This window comes from Halolactibacillus sp. JCM 19043 (assembly GCF_001310395.1).
Lineage (GTDB): Bacteria > Bacillota > Bacilli > Bacillales > Amphibacillaceae > Halolactibacillus > Halolactibacillus miurensis.
The window spans coordinates 14,550-39,107 of record NZ_BAXD01000029.1 but is presented as its reverse complement, the minus strand read 5'-3'; the positions used below and the strand labels follow the sequence as shown (position 1 = coordinate 39,107).

Annotated in this window: 21 protein-coding genes and 2 pseudogenes; 17 read left to right on the top strand and 6 right to left on the bottom strand. The window is 40.7% G+C overall.

The features are described from left to right. Positions 1-160: 160 nt before the first annotated feature. Both tnpB and JCM19043_RS16550 read right to left on the bottom strand, forming a co-directional pair. Complete coding sequence (gene tnpB, locus JCM19043_RS19010) at positions 161-313, bottom strand: IS66 family insertion sequence element accessory protein TnpB (protein ID WP_369813871.1); 153 nt, start codon at positions 311-313, stop codon at positions 161-163. A gap of 141 nt (positions 314-454) precedes the next feature. After that, the gene (locus tag JCM19043_RS16550; RefSeq protein WP_156321413.1) at positions 455-625 is read right to left on the bottom strand and encodes a hypothetical protein; all 171 of its coding nucleotides are present in this window, start codon (positions 623-625) and stop codon (positions 455-457) included. Between the two features lie 264 nt (positions 626-889). Here JCM19043_RS16550 and JCM19043_RS12435 point away from each other — a divergent pair, with 264 nt between their 5' ends. Then, positions 890-1,219, top strand: coding sequence for a DUF5327 family protein (locus JCM19043_RS12435; RefSeq protein ID WP_062322932.1), 330 nt, complete (start codon positions 890-892; stop codon positions 1,217-1,219). A 131-nt stretch (positions 1,220-1,350) separates the two neighbouring features. On the opposite strand, the gene gerQ is transcribed toward JCM19043_RS12435, so the two are convergent. Together gerQ and JCM19043_RS12425 are read right to left on the bottom strand one after the other, a co-directional pair. Next, a complete protein-coding gene (gene gerQ, locus JCM19043_RS12430; protein ID WP_231631547.1) occupies positions 1,351-1,848 on the bottom strand; it encodes a spore coat protein GerQ in 498 nt (165 codons plus the stop codon). A 25-nt stretch (positions 1,849-1,873) separates the two neighbouring features. Beyond that, positions 1,874-2,293: a cell wall hydrolase gene (locus JCM19043_RS12425; RefSeq protein WP_062322930.1), complete on the bottom strand. Its 420-nt coding sequence runs from the start codon at positions 2,291-2,293 to the stop codon at positions 1,874-1,876. A gap of 257 nt (positions 2,294-2,550) precedes the next feature. Between JCM19043_RS12425 and pta the strand changes: the two are divergent. Then, positions 2,551-3,521, top strand: a pseudogene (gene pta, locus JCM19043_RS12420) (phosphate acetyltransferase). Positions 3,522-3,613: 92 nt separating this feature from the next. On the opposite strand, the gene JCM19043_RS12415 reads toward pta, so the two are convergent. Then, positions 3,614-4,441 (bottom strand): biotin/lipoate A/B protein ligase family protein, encoded by an 828-nt coding sequence (locus tag JCM19043_RS12415; RefSeq protein ID WP_062322928.1) that lies wholly within the window; start codon positions 4,439-4,441, stop codon positions 3,614-3,616. A 232-nt stretch (positions 4,442-4,673) separates the two neighbouring features. Here JCM19043_RS12415 and JCM19043_RS12410 point away from each other — a divergent pair, with 232 nt between their 5' ends. After that, positions 4,674-5,993 (top strand): HD domain-containing protein, encoded by a 1,320-nt coding sequence (locus JCM19043_RS12410; RefSeq protein WP_062322925.1) that lies wholly within the window; start codon positions 4,674-4,676, stop codon positions 5,991-5,993. Between the two features lie 89 nt (positions 5,994-6,082). Here JCM19043_RS12410 and JCM19043_RS12405 read toward each other — a convergent pair whose 3' ends face one another. Beyond that, the gene (locus tag JCM19043_RS12405; RefSeq protein ID WP_062322924.1) at positions 6,083-6,799 is read right to left on the bottom strand and encodes a GntR family transcriptional regulator; all 717 of its coding nucleotides are present in this window, start codon (positions 6,797-6,799) and stop codon (positions 6,083-6,085) included. A gap of 310 nt (positions 6,800-7,109) precedes the next feature. Here JCM19043_RS12405 and JCM19043_RS12400 point away from each other — a divergent pair, with 310 nt between their 5' ends. From JCM19043_RS12400 to JCM19043_RS16540, 14 genes and pseudogenes are all read left to right on the top strand, one after another. Next, positions 7,110-8,621 (top strand): MFS transporter, encoded by a 1,512-nt coding sequence (locus tag JCM19043_RS12400; protein WP_197274810.1) that lies wholly within the window; start codon positions 7,110-7,112, stop codon positions 8,619-8,621. 344 nt (positions 8,622-8,965) lie between these two features. Further along, the gene (locus tag JCM19043_RS12395; protein ID WP_062322922.1) at positions 8,966-10,492 is read left to right on the top strand and encodes an MFS transporter; all 1,527 of its coding nucleotides are present in this window, start codon (positions 8,966-8,968) and stop codon (positions 10,490-10,492) included. Positions 10,493-10,574: 82 nt separating this feature from the next. After that, the gene (locus JCM19043_RS12390; RefSeq protein ID WP_062322920.1) at positions 10,575-12,296 is read left to right on the top strand and encodes a glycoside hydrolase family 3 protein; all 1,722 of its coding nucleotides are present in this window, start codon (positions 10,575-10,577) and stop codon (positions 12,294-12,296) included. A gap of 187 nt (positions 12,297-12,483) precedes the next feature. Next, positions 12,484-13,125 carry a bifunctional 2-keto-4-hydroxyglutarate aldolase/2-keto-3-deoxy-6-phosphogluconate aldolase gene (locus JCM19043_RS12385; protein ID WP_062322918.1) on the top strand — a complete coding sequence of 214 codons (642 nt, stop codon included), beginning with the start codon at positions 12,484-12,486 and terminating at the stop codon, positions 13,123-13,125. A 61-nt stretch (positions 13,126-13,186) separates the two neighbouring features. Beyond that, positions 13,187-14,587 carry a glucuronate isomerase gene (gene uxaC / locus JCM19043_RS12380; RefSeq protein WP_062322916.1) on the top strand — a complete coding sequence of 467 codons (1,401 nt, stop codon included), beginning with the start codon at positions 13,187-13,189 and terminating at the stop codon, positions 14,585-14,587. A gap of 47 nt (positions 14,588-14,634) precedes the next feature. Then, positions 14,635-15,683: pseudogene (uxuA, locus tag JCM19043_RS12375) on the top strand (mannonate dehydratase). A gap of 282 nt (positions 15,684-15,965) precedes the next feature. After that, on the top strand, positions 15,966-16,817 hold the full coding sequence (locus tag JCM19043_RS12370; protein ID WP_369813869.1) for an SDR family oxidoreductase: 852 nt from the start codon (positions 15,966-15,968) through the stop codon (positions 16,815-16,817). Positions 16,818-16,900: 83 nt separating this feature from the next. Next, the gene (locus tag JCM19043_RS12365) at positions 16,901-17,749 is read left to right on the top strand and encodes an HAD family hydrolase (RefSeq protein WP_062322913.1); all 849 of its coding nucleotides are present in this window, start codon (positions 16,901-16,903) and stop codon (positions 17,747-17,749) included. Between the two features lie 24 nt (positions 17,750-17,773). Continuing rightward, positions 17,774-19,144, top strand: coding sequence for a methyl-accepting chemotaxis protein (locus JCM19043_RS12360; protein ID WP_062322910.1), 1,371 nt, complete (start codon positions 17,774-17,776; stop codon positions 19,142-19,144). Positions 19,145-19,193: 49 nt separating this feature from the next. Further along, on the top strand, positions 19,194-20,162 hold the full coding sequence (locus tag JCM19043_RS17795) for a glycoside hydrolase family 2 protein (protein WP_231631546.1): 969 nt from the start codon (positions 19,194-19,196) through the stop codon (positions 20,160-20,162). Further along, positions 20,129-21,469, top strand: a complete 1,341-nt coding sequence (locus JCM19043_RS17790; protein WP_369813870.1) for a glycoside hydrolase family 2 TIM barrel-domain containing protein — start codon at positions 20,129-20,131, stop codon at positions 21,467-21,469. Before JCM19043_RS17795 ends, JCM19043_RS17790 begins: the two co-directional genes overlap by 34 nt. Positions 21,470-21,761: 292 nt before the next feature. Next, positions 21,762-23,693 carry a fructose-bisphosphatase class III gene (locus JCM19043_RS12350; RefSeq protein WP_062322908.1) on the top strand — a complete coding sequence of 644 codons (1,932 nt, stop codon included), beginning with the start codon at positions 21,762-21,764 and terminating at the stop codon, positions 23,691-23,693. Between the two features lie 423 nt (positions 23,694-24,116). Continuing rightward, positions 24,117-24,266, top strand: a complete 150-nt coding sequence (locus tag JCM19043_RS16545; protein ID WP_156321412.1) for a hypothetical protein — start codon at positions 24,117-24,119, stop codon at positions 24,264-24,266. A 36-nt stretch (positions 24,267-24,302) separates the two neighbouring features. Further along, a complete protein-coding gene (locus JCM19043_RS16540; protein ID WP_156321411.1) occupies positions 24,303-24,464 on the top strand; it encodes a hypothetical protein in 162 nt (53 codons plus the stop codon). The last annotated feature ends 94 nt before the right edge of the window (positions 24,465-24,558 follow it).

The window sequence follows — 24,558 nt, the reverse complement described above, 5'->3', positions numbered from 1 at the left end:
AATTCACTCTAATATTATATCATAAGTAAGATAAACAATAAAGAAAAAAGAGTAAAATAAGGATAAAAATTCATCCTTATTTTACTCTAATAAAACGCCGCTGGCGCAACGTTTTGTATTGCTTTTGGTTGGTCTATCTGTAAACCTTCTAGTAACCATCTCACTCGCGTTGACTAATATCACGAACCTCACGGTTCGATCGCGGCCACTGAATTTTACCTTTTTCAATGCGTTTATACAATAACATAAATCCATCACCATCCCAGAATAGCGCTTTGTATTTATTGCGACTACCTCCACAGAAAAGAAAGATACAGTTATCAAATACATTTAGATTAAACTGACCTTGTATAATGCCGCAAGGCCATCAATTGATTTACGCATGTCAGTTTTACCGCAGACAAGATAAATATGATCAACTTTTGTGTAATCAACGATCATTCACTCAACCCCTTTAGCAGGTATACAGAATGTATTTATCAATACCATTATATACACGGTAAGTTGTTGATTCTTTCGTTACTTGAAAAGCAACGGTTGATTTCGTTTGTGTTTTTTGGTTGTGCATTTGATACTGCGATTCATTCTTTAAAGAGACTGGCACAATATCCTGTTTATCGGACATAAAATAATCCTCCATTCAATATGGGTATATACCCGTTCAATTGGCGCTTACCTTTAATCCAGTGTGAACGAAGAGGGTAGCTTTTTTATTTAATATGTATTCAAATATCCTCATTTCTTAACCGCTTAAGCGTGTGTTACTTATTGTTAAAAAAGGATGATAGTGGCGATGGTGATCGCTCGTCTATTTACTGTTGCTTACCTTATACCTATGTTAAAATAAAACAAAGGTGATAAAATAAAAAAGTATATAAGGGTGAAATCGATGATTAATACAGATGATGTGATTCGTAAAATCATGCATCAAGCGCAATTAGCGTTAAATGAAACAAACCAAAAGAAAAAAGAAGCCTATCTCTACTCCATTCAAACACTGGCTGAACTAGCCAATGATGGCGACAGTGGAAATGATCAAGCAAATAACCCACCACAACCATCAATGAATCAGACACCAAATGTCACGAAATCACAAGCGGAGGCATTAGAATTACAGAAGATGATGGGAGATATGTATCAACCGAATACCTCGCCAGCTGTTCAGTCAGATGAAGAGGATCAGTTTGAACAAGGTAGCGGTTCGTTACTAGACTTTTAATTAAAGCGTGAAGCGTTGATAAAAGTTGAGGCCGTCACAATATAGAAATAAACCCACCAATACGTCTGGTCGAGTCGGAAATAGTCCGATCGTAGACTAAAATATTGGTGGGTTCTTTTTATTGTCACAGATTAACGAATAGGATACTCGTAATTAATCTCTTCATCAAATGTAATGTAATCAAGGTAAATCGTTAATAATAAGTAGCGCATGTCCGTTTCAACATCACTTAAAATGATATGATCACGTCCTGCGGCTTCAACAACACCTTTAAATACTTTCGCATTCCAACGGTCGTTATTTTCAAATGTCATATAGACAGTTGCCACTTTCCCGCGGTTTAATCTTAAAATGTTTTCTATATAAGATTCTTCAATTCTTAATTGCCCATCAGGTTGAGGCCACTGAGGGAACGTTGGCCAAGATGGTTGCTGTGGTGTTGGTTGTGGCCATGGCCAAGGTTGTGGTTGAGACCAAGATTGTGGTTGCGGCTGAGATTGCCACCCGCCACCTGGCCACTGACCACTAGGCATTTGAGGGTCTTGCCACGGAGCTGGTTGAAACGGCATCGGTTGTTTCATTCCGGGCATAAATGGATGAGGCATTTGTTGACGCATTTCTTCAGACATACATAAAACACTCCTTTTAATTTAATTAAACACGCGGACAAACACTTGCGAGTGGCGCAAAGAAACAATGTGACTTATACCTTCCGGTATTCCACTGACCATACCACTGAGCAGGACAATCACCTTCAGGCATAAAAAACCAGAGTGACCTGTCAGCAGGATGGAAGCGTTCGCCTTTAATCACGCGTCTAGCGAGATCTTTATCTTGTTCTCTCGCGCGTTGATAAAAGTAGCCTTTTTGAGTGGCTTCAAATCCACCAGGCGATTGATAGACCATATCGCGAATCGAGCGTAGTTGCCTAAAGTCTAAACAGTCACTAATGACACGATTAACCCCTGTATTACCTACCATCAACATGCCTAATTTACCGTCCCCCTCTGCTTCGGCACGCATTAAACGAGCCAGTAAATTCACATCTTCTTCTGTATGATTGACAACAGCCATTTGTTCACCTCACTTTAGTCATGTGTCATTATTTATCTATATGCGAGGAGGAATAAAAGATGTCTGTCTTATTAAAAAAAGGCTATAGAAATCCTATGTCATGTTTAAACTGATTGCTTTTTTGAGTAAGATCGAGTGAAATTGTGAACATTATTTTACGTAAATAAAAAGAATTTTAAGAAATAAGCCGAAACACTTTAAAATGTAACAAAAAAGGCGTATTATATATAACAGAATACGAGTTGGAGGGAATACACATGAGCAACTTATTTGATACATTACAAGATCAATTGGCAGGCAGTGCTAAGAAAATCGTCTTTCCTGAGGGTTCTGATGATCGAATTCTAGAAGCAGCAAGTAAATTAGCAGCGGAAGGAATTATCACACCTGTATTAGTAGGTAAACGCGAAGAACTAGAACAGCAAGCGGCGGATTTAAACTCAACATTAAACAATGTAGAAGTCGTTAATCCTGAAGATTATGCCGACTTTGATGCAATGGTCGACAGCTTTGTAGAACGTCGTAAAGGTAAAGCCACAGTTGAACAAGCACGTGAGATGTTAAAAGACGAAAATTACTTCGGTACGATGCTCGTTTATATGGGTAAAGCAGACGGTCTAGTTAGTGGAGCGGCTCACTCAACAGCAGATACGGTACGTCCCGCACTACAAATCATTAAAACAAAACCAGGTATTAAAAAAACATCGGGTGTATTTGTCATGGTACGTGAAGAAGAAAAGTATGTCTTCGCCGATTGTGCCATCAACATTGCGCCTAATAGTCAAGATTTAGCTGAAATTGCGATTGCTTCAGCTGAAACAGCTGAACTCTTTGATATTGACCACGTGTGGCCATGTTAAGTTTTTCAACAAAAGGCTCAGCAAAATCAGAAGAAACAGACAAAGTATCAGAAGCTGTAAAAATCGCAAAAGACTTAGCACCGAACCTTGTCTTAGACGGGGAATTCCAATTTGATGCAGCGTTTGTACCAAGTGTTGCTCAGAAAAAAGCACCGGATTCAGAAATCCAAGGTGATGCTAACGTGTTTGTCTTCCCTAGCTTAGAGGCAGGAAATATTGGTTACAAGATTGCTCAGCGTCTCGGTAACTACGATGCCGTTGGTCCAATCTTGCAAGGGTTAAATGCACCGGTAAATGACTTATCACGTGGCTGTAACGCAGATGACGTGTATAAGCTGGCGATTATTACGGCCGCTCAAGCTTTATAAAAATACTTGGGGTAAAGTTGGCTACTTTACTTCCCATTTGATGAATTTCTCTTGAAAGATAGAAAAAATAACACACACAAAAAGCACTGGGACTAAAATAACGGTCCCAGTGCTTTTTTGTTGCGGTCAATCATTTGTTGTTCGCGCTTAGCGAAAATCATTTGTTCTTCTTCTGTTAATGGCTCTTCCTTGATGGAAAAATGTTCGCTCAGTACCGTTTTGATCCGTGTGACTAACTGATTAGTATCGAGTGTTTGTCCAACAAGAGTTGTGAGTGATTCCATCGTATCTGGGTCAACTTCAGGATACGTGAAACGTGTATCTTCGCCTTGTTTGGCTAGCTTGTAAAACTGTTGAATCAGTTTGGCTCGTTGTTGGTTGTCAGCTGTTAAGGCTAAATAGATTTGTACACTGAGTCCGTTTTTAACTCGGCGCTGTGAAATGCCGGCGAATTTTTTGCCGCCAATACTTAAGTCATAGTCACCGGGACAATACGACCCAACGACTTCGAAGGCGTCAATGTTATCAGTCCACGGTTTAAGTAATTCCCTGACAAAAGCGACCATTTTTTCATAACCTTCATTAATCGACGTTGTCTTGGCTTCAGGTAAGATAAGTGAAAGACTTAGCACGCCGTCATCGGCAACAACAGCTAAGCCACCGGAGTTTCTAACGACGACATTGTAGCCATGTTTGTTTAAAAAGGCTACCCCATCCGTTAGATAAGGAAGCTTCGTATCCGCAATACCTAAAATAACATACGGATGATGACGCCATAACCTAATGACGGGTTGTGAGTGATCAATCGTTTCGATCAGCGTATCATCAATCGCGAAAGATTGATAAGGTTTGATATTTTTTTGTGTGTCATCAAGAAACCGCACGGTTTCTGATGGAATAATCGTTGTCCAATGTTTCATTTAATCACCTCTAAATTCATCTGTTTCATTATACGAAAAAATAACAAAATAAGCGACTCGTTCGCTTTGTTTTCGCGTGAAAAGGTTTGGATATGCTATAATGAAGGAATATATCCCATTCGTTTTCAACAGAATGAAACAGATAACGTTAAAAACGTGTATAGTATAACTAGACGGACATCCTTAATGATTCATCGCTCAACACATACGTATAGTAAGGGAGGCAATAAAGATGAGTTATCGCTGTGAACAACTCACGGAAGAAAAAGTGTTCAAAGACCCGGTGCATCGTTATATCCATGTCAGATATAAAGTCATTTGGGACTTGATCGGAACGAAAGAATTTCAGCGCCTGCGCCGGATTAAACAACTTGGGACGAGTTACTTAACCTTCCACGGAGCCGAACATTCGCGGTTTAATCATTCGCTTGGCGTTTATGAACTTGTTCGCCGAATTACTGAAAATTTTACCGGAAGAGACGCTTGGAGTGAAGACCAACGCCTGCTGGCGCTCGCCGCAAGTTTGCTTCACGATTTAGGACACGGGCCTTTTTCGCATTCATTTGAAAAAGTGTTTGATTTAGATCATGAAAACTATACCAAAGCGATTATTTTAGGTGACACCGAAGTAAATGCGATTTTACGTAAGGTAGCCGATACTTTCCCGGAGGAAGTCGCTGCGGTCATAAACAAAAGCCATGAGGACCAATTAGTCGTCAGTTTAATTTCAAGCCAGATTGATGCGGATAGAATGGACTATCTGCTTCGGGACGCTTATTTCACAGGGGTTAGTTACGGTCAGTTTGACTTAGAACGCTTGCTGAGAGTCATGCGACCGAAAAAAGAACAAGTCGTTATTAAACAAACCGGAATGCATGCGGTCGAAGACTATATTTTAAGTCGCTATCAAATGCACTGGCAAGTGTATTTTCACCCAGTAAGTCGTTCGGCAGAAGTGATTTTATCACGTATACTCCATCGGGTGAAAGAGCTGTACCAAAGCGGGTATCACTTTAAACAAACACCAGATCATTTCTTATCATTTTTTAAAGGAGATGTCACTCTTACGGACTATGTTCAATTAGACGAAACGATTGTCATGTTCTATTTTCAGCAATGGATGGAAGAAACGGATTTTATCTTAAGCGATTTATGTGACCGGTTTGTGAACCGACGGTTATTTAAATTCGTTTCTCATCACATCGATTTTGATGCGAAAGATTGGCAAATGCTCTATGGTGCCTTCGAGTCCGTTGGACTCGATCCAACGTATTACTTAGTTGAAGACTCGACATCTGATTTACCCTATGATTTTTATCGGCCAGGAGAATCGAATGAACGCGTCCCGATTTATCTGTTGACACCGGATGACGAACTTATTGAGCTCTCACGTTTGTCAACGATTGTTGATGCCATCTCGGGTAAGACGCGTTCGGATCATAAACTGTTTTATCCTAGAGATATGATTGAGCGCTTACCTGATTCTGAAGCAAAAAATCAGATTATCTCGCTACTAAAAATGACAGGACGCACAGGCAAAAATATCATTTAACTTCTGTTGTCTGATCATAAGAAAAAAACAGCACCAAGTGAGAAAGCTTCACTTGGTGCTGTTTTATATACTATCTAAAGTGATGTGACTTATTTATATCCTGGAGATTTATAAGCGTTATCAAAGTAATGACTAAATTCACTATCTTCTTGGTACAGTTTGTGCCACTTTTTCGTTGGTGCTAAAATGTGTTCATCAATCATTGGGTTGACTAAACTAAGAGCTTTGGTGTCGATGATTTCAACAATGCGCTTATGTTGTTTGAGTGCGTTCTCAAAACTAAATTCAATCTCAGACAGTAAACGAATCCGATTATAGTGCGTGCTAAGACGAGTAATGGCGCCCCAAACGTGTTCTTTTTTAACTCCTTTAAAGATTAAAAAGTGGAACTCTTTATCAAGTTCATGGAATTCTTGTTCGGTTCCTTGTTGTTTAAACAATTGTTCTTGGCGCATGAGACTAATCTTTAACTCAGTTAAAATATCTTCAGGAAAATCCTCGCAAGCAAGCTTTAGTAATTCCCGCTCTAATGTCGCTCGAGTAAAGACTGCTTCTTCAACGAGTTGCGGCTGAATCTTTGACACGTACGTGCCTACTTGTGGTGTGACTTCAACTAAATATTCTTCTTTTAATTTAGCAATGACTTCACGAATCGGTGTGCGGGAGATGCCTAACTGTTCAGCAATCTCGATTTCACTGATTGGTTGTCCAGGTTCTAATTCTAATGTCATAATCGCCTGTTTGACCGTGCGGTAAGCAAAGTCACGGTTATTTTCGCCTGAATGGCGTTCTAATATCGTCATCATCCTACTCGTCCTCTTTTCTATAAACTAGTATACGTTGTATTGGTGCTTATTGGTTTCAACCGTAATACTAGTATTCTATGTGGTTTTCCCTAATTAATCAACCCTTATCATTAGTTTCTATATACAATTAAAGAAAAGTCAGTTTTAAAAAATGATAGACAGTTAAGGGGATTTGTGAACAAAAAAGTAAAAAGTAAAGTATTTTTTAAAAAATTTAAAAAAAGACTAGTCAAAACGATTCCAGGATGCTAGTATACTAGTACATAAGGAAACGTTTTCAAAAAAACACCGAGAAAAAGGAGAGTTCACTATGAAGATGGATAACGATCAGCAACGCATTGTCGCCGAGGGGAAAGCAAAACAAATAGCAAAACAAGAAGGTAAGTATCGCCGAGCGAAAATTTGGCAGATGGGCTTCTTTGCCGCTAATAATACGGCGACAAATATTTTTATGTTTCTGATGATGAATGTCGCTTACTTTGCGACAGGCCCGATTGGTCTTGGGACGGTGGTTGTTTCAACGCTTATTACCGGTTCGCGTATTTTTGATGGAGTTACTGATCCAATTATTGGTTTGTGGATTGATAAGACAGACGGAAAGTTCGGTAAGTTTAGACCTTTCATGTTAATGGGATACTTAACGATGACCGTCGCTGTTTTGTTGATGTTCTTTACGAATCAACACGCACCAGAAAGTATGCGTCTGATTTATTTTGTATTACTTTATATGATTTATATTATCGGTTATACATTCCAAACAGCTGTCACAAAATCAGGGCAATCGGTTATTACAACGGATCCTGCTCAACGGCCATTATTCTCTACTTTTGATATTACGTTAACATCTATATTATTTGCTGCGGCGCCTATCTATTTATCAAGTTATCTAGTACCAAAATACGGTGGCTTTACGGCAAATACAGAGGCATTATTCCATGAGTTTTCTCTAACATTTATTGCTATTTCAGGTGTGTTGACATTACTTGCCGTGATCGGTATTTGGTCAAGTGATATCAGTGAAAACTTCGGTACCGGTAAAGCTGTTAAAATTACCTTTAAAGATATGGTAACCATTCTTAAAGGAAATCGTGCCTTACAAATGCTGATTGTTGCTGCGTCAACGGATAAACTTGGTCAACAAGTGGCAACGAACTCGATTGTTATGGTTGTGATCTTCGGTATTATTATTGGTGACTTCTCACTTTACGGAACACTAGCGGGGATTATGATGATTCCAAATATCATTCTTGTCCTCTTCGGTACGGGTTTTGCTTCTAAGTTTGGTACGAAAAAAGGTTACATTGTTTCGACGTGGCTTTCTATGATAGCGTTTACGTCGATGTTCTTACTATTATGGTTAGGTGAGCCAACAGCAATTCGTATGGGCAACTGGAACTTTATGACGATTGCGTTTTTAATTGCTTATGTCTTTGGAACAGGAGTAAGAACACTTTCAGGTGGGCTCGTTATCCCGATGATTCCAGATGTGACCGATTACGAAACGTATTTAACGGGTCGCTATGCACCGGGTGTTATGGGAACAATTTTCTCATTTGTTGATAAGATGATTTCATCACTTGCTCAAACATTAATTGGTGTCTTACTTGCGATGATTGGTTTCCGAGAAGTCTTCCCAGATGTAGACACGCCTTATACAGACAGTCTTTTCTGGGTAGGGACTTTCCTTTTCATTGGGACGTTAATGATTGCGTGGATTATTTCACTTGTTGCCATGAAGTTTTATCCGCTATCTAAAGAGAAAATGCAAGAAGTTCAAACGGAATTACAAAGACGCCGTGAAGAAAACTTATCAGAGAGCTGATACAGTCTCTATAATAATACATGAAAGCATGATGACGACGGTTATCATGCTTTCATTTTTTGCTTATTATCAAAGATACGTGGTTGAATTTACTTGCCTGACAGTCTTATTGATTGGGTGCATGGATATAGTTAAAACCAGCTTTTTCTCATAGAAAGCGTGAAAAGTATGGTGGAACAACCGGAAAAAAGACGGACTATCAGTCAAGTTTTTAAAAAATAATGAAAAAGGGGTTGTGTAATCTTTTATTGCATGCTAGTATACAAGTATAAACAGTAAGCGTTTTCTTATGTATAGATAAAAAGAGATAAATATTGTAACCGAAATTTAAGGAGGACAACAATATGGATGATCAAAACAAACGCCTCATCAGCGCGGCCGAACAAAGACAAACGGCTACGGAAGAGGGAGACTATCGCCGGGCAAAAGTATGGCAAATGGCTTTCTTTTCAACAAACAACACCGCGACAAATATTTTTATGTTCCTTATGATGAACGTAGCGTATTACGCTTCGGGTGTTGTTGGACTTGGAACAGTCATTGTATCAACGGTAATTTCGGGTAGCCGCGTATTTGACGGGATTACGGATCCGATAATTGGTTTGTGGATTGATAAGACGAACGGAAAGTTCGGGAAATTTCGACCGTTCATTTTAGGTGGTTATCTCTTAATGAGTACAACAACCGCGCTATTATTCTTTACTAATCACTTAGTGCCAGAAATGTTTAAATTACCGTACTTCATCGTGTTATATGTGTTGTACATTGTGGGGTACACGTTCCAAACGGCTGTCACAAAGTCAGGTCAATCCGTTATTACGACCGACCCAAGTCAGCGTCCACTGTTTTCAACGTTTGATATTAGTTTAACGTCTATTCTGTTTGCGGCCGTACCGATGTATTTATCGAATTATTTAGCGCCAAAGTACGGCAGCTTAAATTCAAGTGCTTTGTTCGCTGAATTTACGATAACGGCGATTATTGTAACCGGTATCTTAAGCGCCATGGCGATTGCTGGTATTTGGTCAAGTGACGTGAGTGAAAACTTCGGAACCGGTAAAGCAGTGAAGATCACGATCAAAGATATGGTCACAATTATTAAAGGCAATCGTCCGTTACAAATGTTAATCTTAGCTGCTTCAACGGAAAAATTAGGCATGCAAATTGCGATGAATTCCATCGTCATGGTGGTTCTGTTTGGTGTCATTATTGGGGACTTTAGTCTTTACGGCACGCTTGCTGGCGTGATGCTCATACCGAATATTTTAATAGCCGTCTACGGGACGCGTTACGCGAGTAAAGTCGGCACACGTAAAGGATTTATTGTCGTCACTCAACTCGCGATTCTCACCTTCCTTGGTATGTTCCTCATGCTATGGCTTGGTGATCCAACGACGATTCGCTTAGGGAGTTGGAACTTCTTAACGGTTAGTTTCATTCTCTTTTATGTGGTGGGTAATGGTCTGAGAACGCTCTCTGGGGGTCTTGTCATTCCGATGATTCCTGATGTCACGGACTATGAAACCCATAAAACCGGTCGCTACGCACCTGGGGTCATGGGAACCATCTTCTCATTCGTTGACAAAATGGTGTCGTCTCTTGCGCAAACAGTGATTGGTTTAACACTCGCTTACGTTGGGTTTAGTGAAGTGTTCCCAGATGTGAACACAACATATACACCCGGCCTATTCTGGGCAGGGATGTTTCTATTCGTTGGCGTACTCGTTTTTGCTTGGATTGTGGCATTAACGGCGATGAAGTTTTATCCTCTCACAAAAGAGAAGATGGCAGACATTCAAGAAGATCTAAAAATGCGTCGCCGTAAAGAGCGGGCGGATGCGAAAAAAGCATCAGAAGATGTCGCTATGTAATAAGTAGACATGTGATTAATAGATGTAGTAGAAATAACAGGTAAAACAAATAGAAAAGATGAAAATAAAGGAGTCGATTCGTTTGGGTAAATATGTTGATTTAACAAAAAAACCGTATCAATTAGATGATAGTCAAATCAAATGGGTAGAAGAAACGATTAAAGGTATGTCTGATCGTGAGAAAGTTGGACAGTTATTTACCAACCTGTTCTTCTTTGGTGAAGATAAATTCAGTGGGAATGACCTTACTAACAAAGAAATTTTAGAAAAGTATCATATTGGCGGCGCACGTTATATGGGGGCAGAGTCCGAAACGGTGCAAGACTTACTCAATGAACTTCAAAGTCATTCGAAAATCCCCTTACTCGTTGCGGCAAACTGTGATGCCGGTGGTAACGGGGCGTGTAAACATGGGACTTATATCGCCTCAGGAGCACAAGCGGAAGCTGCGCTTGACACGTCCGTTGCTTATAATGCTGGATACGTCTCAGGACGAGAAGCAACTGCACTTGGTGTGAATGTTAACTTTGATCCATGTGTCGATATTTTAAAAAACTGGCGTAATACGATTGTGAATACCCGTGCCTACGGCACGAACGCAAGTGACGTGATTAAATATACGGATGCGTACTTAAAAGGCTTAACGCAGTCAGAGATTATCCAATGTATTAAACACTGGCCTGGTGACGGGACAGAAGAACGTGATCAACACCTTGTCTTAGGCGTTAATGAATTATCCGTTGATGAATGGGAAGATTCATTTGGCCGGGTTTATCGCCACCATATTAATGAGGGCGTTGAAATGATTATGGCCGGACATATTGCCTTACCGGCCTATCAAAAAGCACTTAACCCAGACTTAAAAGATGAAGATATTTTACCAGCCACACTAGCAGAAGAACTCACGCAAGAGTTATTGAAGGAAAAATTAGACTTCAACGGGATGGTTATTACGGATGCGTCACATATGCTCGGTATGACAGCGGCTATGCGCCGTGAAGACTACGTACCACGTGCGATTCAAGCTGGTTGTGATATGTTTTTATTCTTCAATAACTTAGAAGAAGATTTTAACTTTATGTTACAAGGTTATCAAAAAGGTGTGATTACTGAAGACCGTATGACAGACGCCCTGCGCCGGATATTAGGCTTAAAAGCAAAACTCAACTTACATGTGAAACAACAAGAGGGCACATTGTTAAAAGATAAAGAAGCGCTCTCGGTTGTCGGTTCAGAAGAACACCTCAAAATGCGTAAAGATGCAGCAGATAAAGGAATTACGCTCGTCAAAGATACGCAAGGGAACTTACCAATTAGTCCAGCAACTCATAAACGTGTCCGTCTCTATTTATTAGAAGGTGAAAAAGGCGGGCTCCAGTCAACCGGCACTAACGCTGGTGACGTTGTGAAAGCGGAATTAGAAAAACGTGGCTATGAAGTGACCATCAATGACGGTACCACACGTGTGAAAGGTGAAACGCTTAAATATCGCGAGGAAGTCGATTTGGCGCTCGTAATTGCGAACGTGATTGGCTACGGTGCGCAAAACAACTACCGCATCCAGTGGAAGACAGCGATGTCAAATGAAGTCCCTTGGTATGTCTATGAAGTACCAACCGTCTTTGCTTCGCTTAATTTTACGACCCACTTACATGATGCGACGATGGTGAAAACCTTCATTAATGCGTACCATGAAAATGAAGAGAATATCACACAACTGATTGATAAGTTAGAAGGGAAATCAACCTTTAAAGGTCAGCCTAACAATAATGTCTGGGCAAATAAATGGCAAGCGAAGCTATAACAGGCCAGTAAATAAAGAGGTAAGTGCTGGGGGATTTTTAAAATCTGCTAAATGCATAAAATCTTTAGTTTTTTAAGAAAAGAGTGAAGCAAACCTATTGAAAACGTTTTTCGTGTATGCTAGTATACAAGTGTGATCAATAAACATAACGAAACTCAATAAATTCCAGTGAAGAGAGGTCAAACAAATGGTCTTAACAAAACATGAAACATTGAAACAAATGCATGATGCGTATCTTGTTGCTGTCGTTCGTGGCAAGTCCGCAGATGACGCCATCGCGATCGGTAAGAAAGTCTATGAAGGCGGGATTAAGTCACTTGAAATTACTTTTTCAACACCAGGTGCTGAACGTGCGATTGAAGCCTTAAGTGCTCTTGGTGTTGAAGATATGATCGTCGGTGCCGGAACGGTCCTTGATGGTGAGACAGCGCGGATTGCGATTTTACACGGTGCGAAGTATGTGGTAAGCCCACACTTCAATAAAGATATCGCGACGGTATGTAATCGCTACAGCATTCCTTATTTACCAGGTTGTGGTTCAATTACCGAAGTGATGAGTGCGCTAGAATCAGGTGTCGACGTTGTCAAGCTCTTCCCTGGATCATTGCTTGGACCTGGCTTCATTAAAGACGTGAAAGGGCCAATCCCACACGCAGAGATGATGCCATCAGGTGGTGTTTCGATTGATAACTTACACGAATGGGTCGGAAAAGGAGCTTATGCGGTTGGCATCGGGAGTGCGCTCACGAAAGATGTCTCAGGCGGAAACTATGACAGTGTGGCTGAAGTTGCTAGTCAATTTGTCGCGCGTTTAAATGAAGTAAGGTAACAAATTAAATACACTACAAGCAAGTAAGAATAGATCGAGCTAAGTAGAAAGGGTGAGACCGATGGCGTTTATCCATGACGACTTTATGTTAAAGAATGACACTGCAAAACGTTTATATCACGAGTTTGCGAAAGATTTACCGATTATCGATTATCACTGCCACTTACCTCCAGCGGAGATTGCAGAAGATAAACAATTTAAAAATATTACCGAACTTTGGCTAGCAGGTGACCACTATAAGTGGCGCGCCTTACGTGCCAGTGGCATCGATGAGTATTATATTACCGGTGCGGCAACGGATAAAGAAAAGTTTTTAAAATGGGCAGAGGTTGTACCGCAAACGCTCGGTAACCCGCTGTACCACTGGACACATTTAGAACTTAAGAAATATTTTGGAATAGAAGACTTATTGGGGCCTGACACCGCCGAAGCGATTTGGGAACAAGCCAATGCCTTACTGAGTCAACCCGACTACAGTGCGCAGAACTTAATCAAACGCTCAAACGTTGTCCTCATTAATACGACGGATGATCCAACTGATGATCTTAGGTTTCATAAACAGCTACAAACAGAAGGGTTCGACGTCAAGGTGCTGCCAACCTTCCGTCCGGATAAAGGGGTAGAAATTAATAAACCTACCTTCCTTCCGTTTGTCTCACTCCTTGCTGAGGTGACAGGGAAAGAGATTAACAGTTACGATGCCTTCACCGAAGCGTTACTTGAACGGGTGGCATACTTCCATGAGGCAGGTGGTCGCTTAGCTGATCATGGTCTTGGTGAAGTACCATACGCCGAGTATACACCAGAAGAAGTCAGCGCCGTCTTTACTAAAGCGTTATCAGGTGAAGCAGTGACGTTAACTGAAGAAGAACAATTTAAAACAGCCGTCATCAATGTGCTCGCCAAAGACTACACGAAGCGGGGGTGGGTGATGCAAATCCACTTCGGTGCGATTCGCAACAACAACAAAAAGATGTTTGAACAACTCGGTCCAGATAGTGGCTTTGACTCAATCAATGACCAAGCAAACGTCGCCGCAAAATTAAACGGCTTACTTAACAGTTGTGAAGTGACGGGGCATTTACCAAAAACGATTCTCTATAACTTAAACCCAACGTATAACGATATTGTTGGGACGACGATGCAAAACTTCCAAACCGAAGCCGGTATTAAAGGAAAAATTCAATTCGGCTCAGGTTGGTGGTTCAACGACACAAAATACGGCATGGATCGACAATTGAAGTCACTGAGTGAAGCAGGACTGTTAATGCACTTTGTTGGGATGTTGACGGATTCACGAAGCTTTATCTCCTATAGTCGCCATGAATACTTCCGCCGCATACTCTGTAACCTCGTTGGGGAATGGATAGAAGATGGAGAAGTACCAAATGACGATACACTTGTTCAACCATTGATTGAAAATATTTGTTATTACAATGCGAAGCGGTATTTTAATTTATAAATTGTAAAAAGACACACTTAACTTATAAAACAAAGGGGTAAATAATAATGGAAATGACATTTCGTTGGTACGGTAAAGAAGATCCAGTTACTTTAGAAAAGATTCGCCAAATTCCAGGTATGAAAGGGATTGTGACAGCAATCTACGACATTCCAGTTGGTGAAGTATGGCCGCTTGATAAAATCAAAGCGTTAAAATCAGAAATCGAAAAGCATGGCTTAGAATTATCCGTGATTGAAAGTGTACCGGTACATGAAGATATTAAAATCGGTTTACCGACACGTGATCAGTATATTGAAAACTATAAAACAACACTGAAGAACTTAGGTGAAGCAGGCATTCCCGTTGTTTGTTACAACTTCATGCCAGTCTTTGACTGGACCCGTTCATCACTTGATTATGAATTAGAGGATGGTTCAACCGCGCTCATTTTCGAAGAAGAGGTTGTTGAAAAGATGGATCCACTAACGGGTGAGTTATCACTGCCAGGTTGGGATTCAAGCTACGAAAAAGAAGAACTACAAACATTGTTTGATCACTATAAACAAGTCGATCATGAAAAACTTTGGGAAAACCTTGGTTACTTCATTAAAGAAATCATGCCCGTCGCAGAAGCCAGTGCATAAAGATGGCGATTCATCCAGATGACCCACCATTTGATATCTTTGGGTTACCACGAATCATCACAAATAAAGAGAACTTAGAGCGTTTCATTAACCTGTATGATTCACCAAACAATGGTTTGACGATGTGTAGTGGATCACTCGGTGCGGTACCTGAAAATGACTTCCCAGAGATGTTACGTTACTTCGGTAAAAAGAACCGCGTGAACTTTGTCCATGCGCGTAATGTAAAATTATCAGGCACACGTTCATTCCAAGAATCGCCACACCTCTCTGAAACAGGTTCAATTGATATGTACGAAGTGATTCGTGCCATGAAAGACTTTGATTACACCGGCCCAATTCGTCCGGACCACGGTCGGATGATTTGGGGTGAAACAGGTAAACCAGGTTACGGCTTATATGACCGCGCGCTTGGTGCGACTTATCTAAATGGTTTATGGGAAGCTGAAAACAAGCGTCGACAGTACTAAATCATGTGTACACGCATGAACGTAAGGGATGCAAAACTAAGACACCCGAGTGAACAACCTAAAAACTAAAACATACCTATTTTGGCTGTTTTACGCATACCACTTTCCTTGAAAAAATTAGTATAAATGTAAAAGGCAATTATTTAGGTCTTAGGAAAGCATTGCTTACGGCCATGCTGTCTATAAATTGATTCATTCTTACTCACAAGTAAGATAAATGATTAGCAACAATGAACATGAACGAAACAGATAAAACAAAGATCACTAAGGGAGGAAATGAAGATGAAAGAACACAAATTTGATTTATCCGGTAAAGTCGCAGCAGTGACAGGCGGTGGCGGTGTCCTCGGTAGCTATTTCTGTAAAGCCTTAGCTGAAGCAGGCGCAAATGTTGTCGTTATGGATTTACAAGAAGAAGCAGCGAACAAGATTGCTGAAGAAATCGTTTCAGACGGTGGTAAAGCGATTGGTGTAGCAGCAAACGTCCTTGACGTTGAGTCACTTAAAGCGGCTAAAGCAAAAGTTGATGAGGTTTACGGCGGCGTTGATATTCTTCTAAACGGTGCCGGTGGGAACAACCCTAAAGGGACATCAGATGATGAGTTCTATGATGTTGAAAAAACGAAAGCCAATCCAGACCTTAAAACATTCTTTGATTTAGATCCAAAAGGCATTGGTTTTGTTATGGACCTAAACTACTTAGGAACATTATTACCATCACAAGTGTTCGGAAAAGACATGGCGGAGCGTAAAGGTGCGACGATTATTAACGTATCATCGATGAACGCGTTCACACCACTGACAAAAATTCCAGCCTACTCAGGTGGTAAAGCGGCAGTCAGTAACTTTACTGAATGGTTAGCGACTTATATGTCTAAAGCTGGTGTCCGTGTCAACGCAATCGCACCAGGCTTCTTAGTTACAAAACAAAACGAGAAATTACTTTTAAACGAAGACGGTTCATATACCGCGCGTTCACAAAAAATCATTAACGCGACACCAATGGAACGTTTCGGTGATCCTGAAGAATTAGTAGGTGCTGTTCTTTTCTTAGCAGATGCCAAATATTCAAGTTTCGTCTCAGGCGTTGTGTTACCAATTGATGGTGGCTTCCACGCATACTCAGGTGTGTAAGAGAAAAAAACAGTAAGTAAAAATAAATAACGACAGGGTTATCACTTGTGATAACCCTGTTTTAAAACAAAGGGGTAACCAACATGAACACAAATTTAGTTGATTTTCACAAAAAGCACAACGTACTCGTCTGCGTTGATTCTGACGGCTGTGCCATGGATACGATGGATGTCAAACACATCGAATGTTTCGGACCGAAAATTATTGAGGTGTTTGGCTTAGAGAAAATTGAAGATGCATTCCTCCGTTTGTGGAATGAATTAAATCTGTATTCAATGACACGCGGCATCAACCGCTTTAAAGGCTTAGTGTTATCTTTTGATGTCGCCTATGAACGCGGTATGGACGTCGCGCCGTTTAAAGCGTTAAAGAAATGGACCGAAGAAACACCAGAATTATCAAACCGTGCCTTGAAACAAGCCTATGAAGCATCTGGCGAAGAAGAATTGAAGTTAGGTTTACTGTGGAGCGAAAAAGTCAATGAAGCGATCGGTAACTTGTCTGATGTTGACAAACCGTTTGATGGTGTAAAAGAAGGATTAAAAGCGATCAGTCAAGAGGCCGATGTGGCGATTGTCTCAAGTGCTAACACAACGGCCGTCCTAGAAGAGTGGACCCGTCACGGTTTAGGTGAGTATGTCGATGTCCTCCTCGGTCAAGAAGCAGGCTCAAAAGCAAAGTGTATTCATGATTTACTGGGATTTAACTACCGTGAAAACCAAGTCGTGATGGTTGGAGATGCACCGGGAGATTTAGATGCAGCTAAGAAAAATGGGGTCCATTTCTATCCGATTATCGTCGGTCAAGAAGAAATGAGTTGGAACCGTCTTAAACAAGAAGCGTTCCCACGTTTACTCGCCGGTGCTTTTGACGCGAGTTATCAAGAGATGCTCATTGCTGAGTTCCACGCAGCCCTTGAATCAAACGACTAAGTCAAAACGATAAAGGTGACAAACATGTTTAAAAGAAAACAATCGAAACAACTAGACAATCCTTTACAAGGTCTAGAAGAAGAACTCTCGCGTGTTTATCAAGTTAATGCCCAGTATGATGGGGTTAATCATCATGATCAGGATGCCTACCTATCTTTTGATCATCCAATCACGTCAGAGATTAATAACTTGTTGGAACTGAAAAACAGTCAATTACGGACGATGTTCACTGAAAATTTAGCGTTAATGAATCAAATCACGTCACTTGATTCGGTGCACCATTTGCTGGAGCTCATTGATACGCAGAAAAGAAGCAGTGCTGACATTCAAGCGTCGACAAGTGAAATGCGCGATGCGATTGAAGATGTCGCTAACTTAAGTCAGCAATCAGCTGAAAAAGCTCAGTCAACGACTGAGAAAGCGGCAAATGCTAAAGGTGAACTCGAACAAGCTGCCCAGGGCATTGACGGGGCCTATCAATCGGTGAGACAAGTTGAATCACGGCTGTCGGATGTGAAGCAAAAGGCCGAAGCGATTGAGAAAGTGACGGCCATTATTGATGGTGTTGCGGATCAAACGAATCTCTTAGCGCTCAACGCTTCGATTGAAGCAGCGCGTGCCGGTGAACACGGGAAAGGTTTTAGTGTCGTTGCGAGTGAGATTACAAAGTTAGCCGCACACACGAAAGCTTCACTTGACCAAATTGATGACATCATTCAAGAACTTTCAAGTGAAATTACAGCATCTAGCGAAGCGATGACCGAAGCGGTTAGTACGTTTGAAACGAATAAAGTAAGGTTAACCGAATCAAATATGACGATTGATTTGATTGTGAATGATATGGATGGTCTTAATGATTACGTTGAAAACATGTCGGCCAGTATCGAACAACAAGCGGCGACGACACAAGAGATTTCAGCGAAAATCGACCATGTGGCGCATGAATCAAATCAACTCTATACACTCTCAAGAGAAACAGGACAAGGTATCTATCATATTAGTGAGAAAAATTATGCGATTAAACAAAGAGCTTTACCTTACTACAAAGCGCTTGACCGAGATAGCTTAAGAGAAGTGGCCCGTACCGATCATTTACGTCTGTATTGGCAAGTGAGAAATGCGATTCATGGGTTTGTGGAACTCTCAGTTGAAGATGTATCGACGGGTAAGGTATGTAATTTAGGGCGACACCTTGAAAAATTAGCCCAAACAGATCCAAATCATCAAGAAGTAACATTAATTAAAGGCGATCATGACCAACTTCATGAACTGGCGGAAGACATTATTCTAAAATGGAATCAAACGAAAAGTTATGAGCAAGTGACGCCGTTACTGGCTGAATTAGAAGCCGTTGTTGAACGATTTAATGAAAAAATGAATGACATTTTAAGATAATGAAAGAGCGGTATTGTTAAGAATTTTAAAAAAAGAAAGGATGGTTGCTATGGCTAAACGAATCAACCTTAATGAAGCGTGGACCTTTGAAAAAGGTATCAATGACAAACAAACGTTTCATCCGATTACAGTTGACTTACCGCATACGTGGAATGCGATCGATGGGGCAAATGGGTTTGATTTTTACCGGGCAAAAAGTCGCTATCAAAGGACATTCATGTTAGCTGAACAAGATCAAGGTCGCCGCATTTATATTGAATGCGAAGGGGCAAATAGTGTTACCGAAGTGTTTGTTAATGGGATGAATGTTGGCAAACATGAAGGGGGATATTCAACATTCCGCTTTGATGTGACCGATGTTGTGAGCTTTACTGAAGAGAATACACTTATTTTTGAAGTCGATAACCGTCACCGGGAAGATATTTACCCACTCATGGCTGATTTCACATTTTATGGAGGGGTTTACCGTGATGTCAACCTGGTGGTAGCGGATGCGTTACACTTTGATTTACTCGATCATGGATCAAGTGGTGTCTATCTATTTCAGGAAGATGTCACAGATGAATCGGCGACTGTTCGAATTGATATGCGCCTAGTGAATGAATCAGAGGAGACAAGTGAAGCGAGGTTATGGATCGACGTGACTGATCAAGCTGGGCAGTCTGTGTACCGTCGCGGTAAAGAAGTGACGTTAACTTCAGGTGTCACCACTGAGACGATCAAGCTCACCATCGACGATCCGATGCTTTGGCATGGAGTGAAAGACCCTCATCTTTATTCAATCAGTGTGAGAGTTGAGACGTTTAATGACACGGTTGATGAAGTCGTGTTACCACTTGGCTTAAGATATTATCACGTTGACCCAGAGAAGGGCTTCTTCTTAAACGGCGAACCTTATCCACTGCGCGGCGTATCGCGTCACCAAGACCGAAAGGATATGGGCTGGGCGATTACTGAGGCAGAACACGACGAAGATATGGCCTCATTCGTGAAGTCGGGGCGAATACGATTCGCTTAGCACACTATCAGCATGATCAATATTTCTATGATTTATGTGATCAATACGGGATTATTACTTGGGCCGAAACACCGTTTATATCACGGATGTCAAAAACAGATGTGACCGGAAAAAATGCGAAATCACAAATGGTTGAACTGATTCGTCAAAATCTACATCATCCGTCGATCTGTTTCTGGGGAATTCAAAATGAAATTCAAATTGGTGGTGATAAACAAGCGGTCAGAGATTTGGTTCATGATCTAAACGTTTTAACGAAACAAGAAGACCCAACCCGTTTGACCACAATGGCGAATGTTATGTTTGTCGAAAATGATGATGCGTACAACCAGGAAACCGACCTGATTGGCTACAATAAGTATTACGGTTGGTATGTCGGTGAGGCAGAAGAATTCGCACCGTTCTTAGATCAATTCCACGAAGAGAACCCTGATGTGCCAATTGGTATCAGTGAATACGGGGCTGAGGGTATTATTCGTTACCATAACCTTGATCCAAAAGTAAAAGATTACACTGAAGATTACCATGCGCTTTATCATGAGAAGGTGTATAAAATCTTCCATGAACGACCGTTTCTTTGGTCAACCTTTGTCTGGAATATGTTTGACTTTGGCGCCAACATTCGTGATGAAGGTGGCGTAAAGGGACGTAACAACAAGGGGCTGATCACGTATGATCGTAAAATCAAAAAAGATGCCTTTTATCTCTATCAAGCTTACTGGAGAGAAGACGCTGTCGTGCATTTAACGGGTAAACGCTACGTGAACCGTGAAGGGGAAGTGACACAGTTTAAAGTGTACACAAATGAAGACAGCATCACCCTTTATGTCAATGGCGAAAAACATGCGACCCAACAGCAAGAAGATAGAACGGTCGTCTTTTCTGATGTCGCCTTACGTGATGGGGAAAATAAAGTGATGGTCGTTTCGAATAGAGGCAAAACCGATACCGGCTATTTTGATAAAGTAGCCACGTTTGACCCGCGCTATAAGGCACCGGTCAAAGATGAGGGTGGCCTTGTCGCTAACTGGTTTGATATGCCAGATGACCAAATAGATGAGAGACCACTAGAAGACGTCATGATTACAGATGACGTTTTCTCCACGCGTGACACATTTGAAGCGTTGGTGGAAAACGAACGGACACGTGAGATTCTCTTTAAGCAATTAGGAGACGTGACGAAAGCGCCGATGTATGAAATGATGTCGACGATGAAAGTCGACACACTCGCGAGTATGGATTCAGACACGCTTAGTCCGCGTGTATTAAATAAGTTGAATCAAGCCTTAACGAAAGTTAAGAAATAAGTAAGTAACACTTTAATAAGCTTCAAGCACTTAGGGATATGTTATGGCTGATGTATTCCCGCCTATTTACCATCTTACCTATGTAAGGTGGTCTTTTTTTTAATCCACTCGTAGTAAAAGTAATCTCTGGTTAAGGAGTATTTCAACGTTTACCTCGAGTTTTCAGAAAAAACACATAAATCAACTAGCCATAAGCGTGAGTAGCCGGTAAAATAGAAAGTAATATTTAGCGAAACATGTCAAATAAAAGAGGAGGCAAGACTTACAGACGGTTGTATAAAGGGGGAAAACAATGGAACGGAAGTATTTAGAATTACTCGCAGAAAAGTATGACACCGAAGAAAAAGTCGCGACTGAAATTATCAATTTAGAAGCGATTTTAAACTTACCTAAAGGGACCGAGCACTTTGTCAGTGATTTACACGGGGAATTTCAAGCGTTTAGTCACGTATTAAGAAACGGGTCAGGTAAGGTGAAGGATAAGATTGAGGAGTTATTTAAAGACCAGTTACCGAAAGAAGCGATGAATGATTTAGCGGCATTTGTCTATTATCCGGAACAAAAGCTAAAGATGATGAAACAACAATTTGATGACCAACACGAATTGTATCAATGGTATGAAGATGTGATTAAGAAGTTAATTAGTCTCACGTCTTACACATCAAGTAAATATACACGGTCGAAACTGAGAAAAGCCTTACCGAAGGCGTTTATTTATATTATCGAAGAACTGTTGTATAAGGTTGATTTACTAGAGAATAAAAAGGAGTATTACCGGAAGATTATCCAACAGATTATTTCACTTAATCAAGCCGATAAATTGATTGTGGGCTTGTGTTACACCATTCAACAGCTTGTCGTTGATCATCTCCACGTTGTTGGGGACATTTATGACCGAGGACCAAAACCTGATAAGATTATGGAAACCTTAATTGAGCACCATTCGGTTGATGTTCAGTGGGGCAACCATGATGTGTTATGGCTCGGTGCCTATAGTGGGTCTAAGGTGAATCTCGCCAACATTATTCGTATTTGTGCGAGATATAATAATTTAGATATTATTGAAGACCGGTACGGGATTAACTTACGTCCCTTACAGATGTTGGCGAATCATTATTATGACGATCATCCAGCCTTTCGGCCGAAACTGCAGCCGGGGGAAGAACTGACAGAGGATGAGATTTTAGACATTACGAAGATGCACCAAGCAATTACGATGATTCAGTTCAAGTTAGAGTTGCCCATCATTAAACGCCGGCCATCCTTTCATCTTGAACACCGCCAGGTGCTAGAGTTTATTGATTATGAGAGGGAAACCATCGAGTTAGACGGGCAGATTTACTCACTTAAAAATCCATGCTTCCAGACAGTGGACCCGGAAGACCCGAGTGCGTTATTAGAGGAAGAAGAGCGGGTCATTAATCAACTCCTTTTTAATGTGCAACATTCAGAAAAGCTTACCCGTCATATGGACTTCTTAATGAAAAAAGGCAACTTCTATTTACGTTATAATGGAAACTTATTGATTCACGGTTGTATTCCGCTTAATGATGATGGCACGTTTGCTTCATTTGAGATTGAAGGAAAGACGTATAGTGGCAAAGCATTGCTTGACCAATTTGAACACTTTTTACGAGAAAGTTATCAGAATAAAAGAGTGACGGATGACTTGGCGACCGATATGGCCTGGTATATGTGGACAGGGGAGCATTCATCACTCTTCGGTAAGAAAGAAATGACGACGTTTGAACGGTACTTTATCGAAGATACAGTGACGCATAAAGAACGTAAAAATGCGTATTACTACCTGAGAGAAGATGAACAAGTGGTAAGAAATATGTTAGAGGCGTTTGATCTTGATCCAGAAACGGGTCATATCATTAATGGTCATACCCCAGTCAAAGAAATAGAAGGAGAGAACCCGATTAAGGCCAACGGCAAAATGATTGTCATCGATGGCGGCTTTTCTAAAGCGTACCAAAAAACAACCGGTATTGCGGGCTATACGCTTGTTTATAATTCATATGGGATTGAACTCGTTGCCCATCACTACTTCCATTCAAAACAGGATGTGATAAAAAACGGGACCGATGTGTTATCAAAAAAGCGACTTGTCGATAAAGAATTACGCCGAAAAAAGGTGCGCGAAACAAATATCGGTGAGAAGTTGATTCAAGAGATCGGGTATTTAAAGAAGCTCTTAGATGGTAAATATGTAAGGTAACTGTTTTTTTACACAATTATATTAAGATAAAAAAGGTCAGAACCGGTTGTGAAAGGCCTAGATAGATCATAAAAGATTATAAAAACAGGAAGAGGCACACCATACGTCAATGCGGTGTGCCTTTTTCTGTGCCGTGATAGCGATGCCTTTTTATGCCTGTTTGGTGATTGTGGCTTAAACCTGTCTACTTCTGTCGTTTAAACAGTTACGTAGGGCATGGTTTCACCTCGTTTCGTCATCGTTTATCATTTTCTAGCTTTATGATTCATTTTACCGTACGTCGTGTGATTATACAAAAAGTATCTCCACAAAACATCGTGGTAAATGGGAAAAACTCAGTCTAAATATACGGATAATACGTGACGATATATGCGAATCTTGATATAACATATACATGGCTATTTTTTTAGAAGAGGTAATAGAGTGGTGTCAAGTATAAATGATTATGTAGAGTTAGAGCTATTAAAAAAACTTGCAGAAGCAGATGTTTCGGATAACAAGGTTGGTCCAATTGAGGATACTATTGATGCTCTGCGAAAGGAATTATTGAGTAGAGATTATAGTGATGTGTGAAGTTATTAGAACAGAAAAGTTCGAAGTAAGGAATATATGGTGAATAAGGATGCGGTAACGATTGGTAATGCGCCAGTGATGATTTATGCTCCACTAACATCATCATCAGGTGGTAATCATGGCTCGGGCTCAAATACGGGTGGTTCGATTTATGTTCCTGTAGAAATTGCGATTACTGCCCCTGCTAGGGAGTTATGATGAATAATTTGTCTTTGAAAAAGAATTATATATGAACGTATTTAGGACCCTTTTAATTATTTAGATAGTTGGTTAGATAACTTCTGACTTTGAT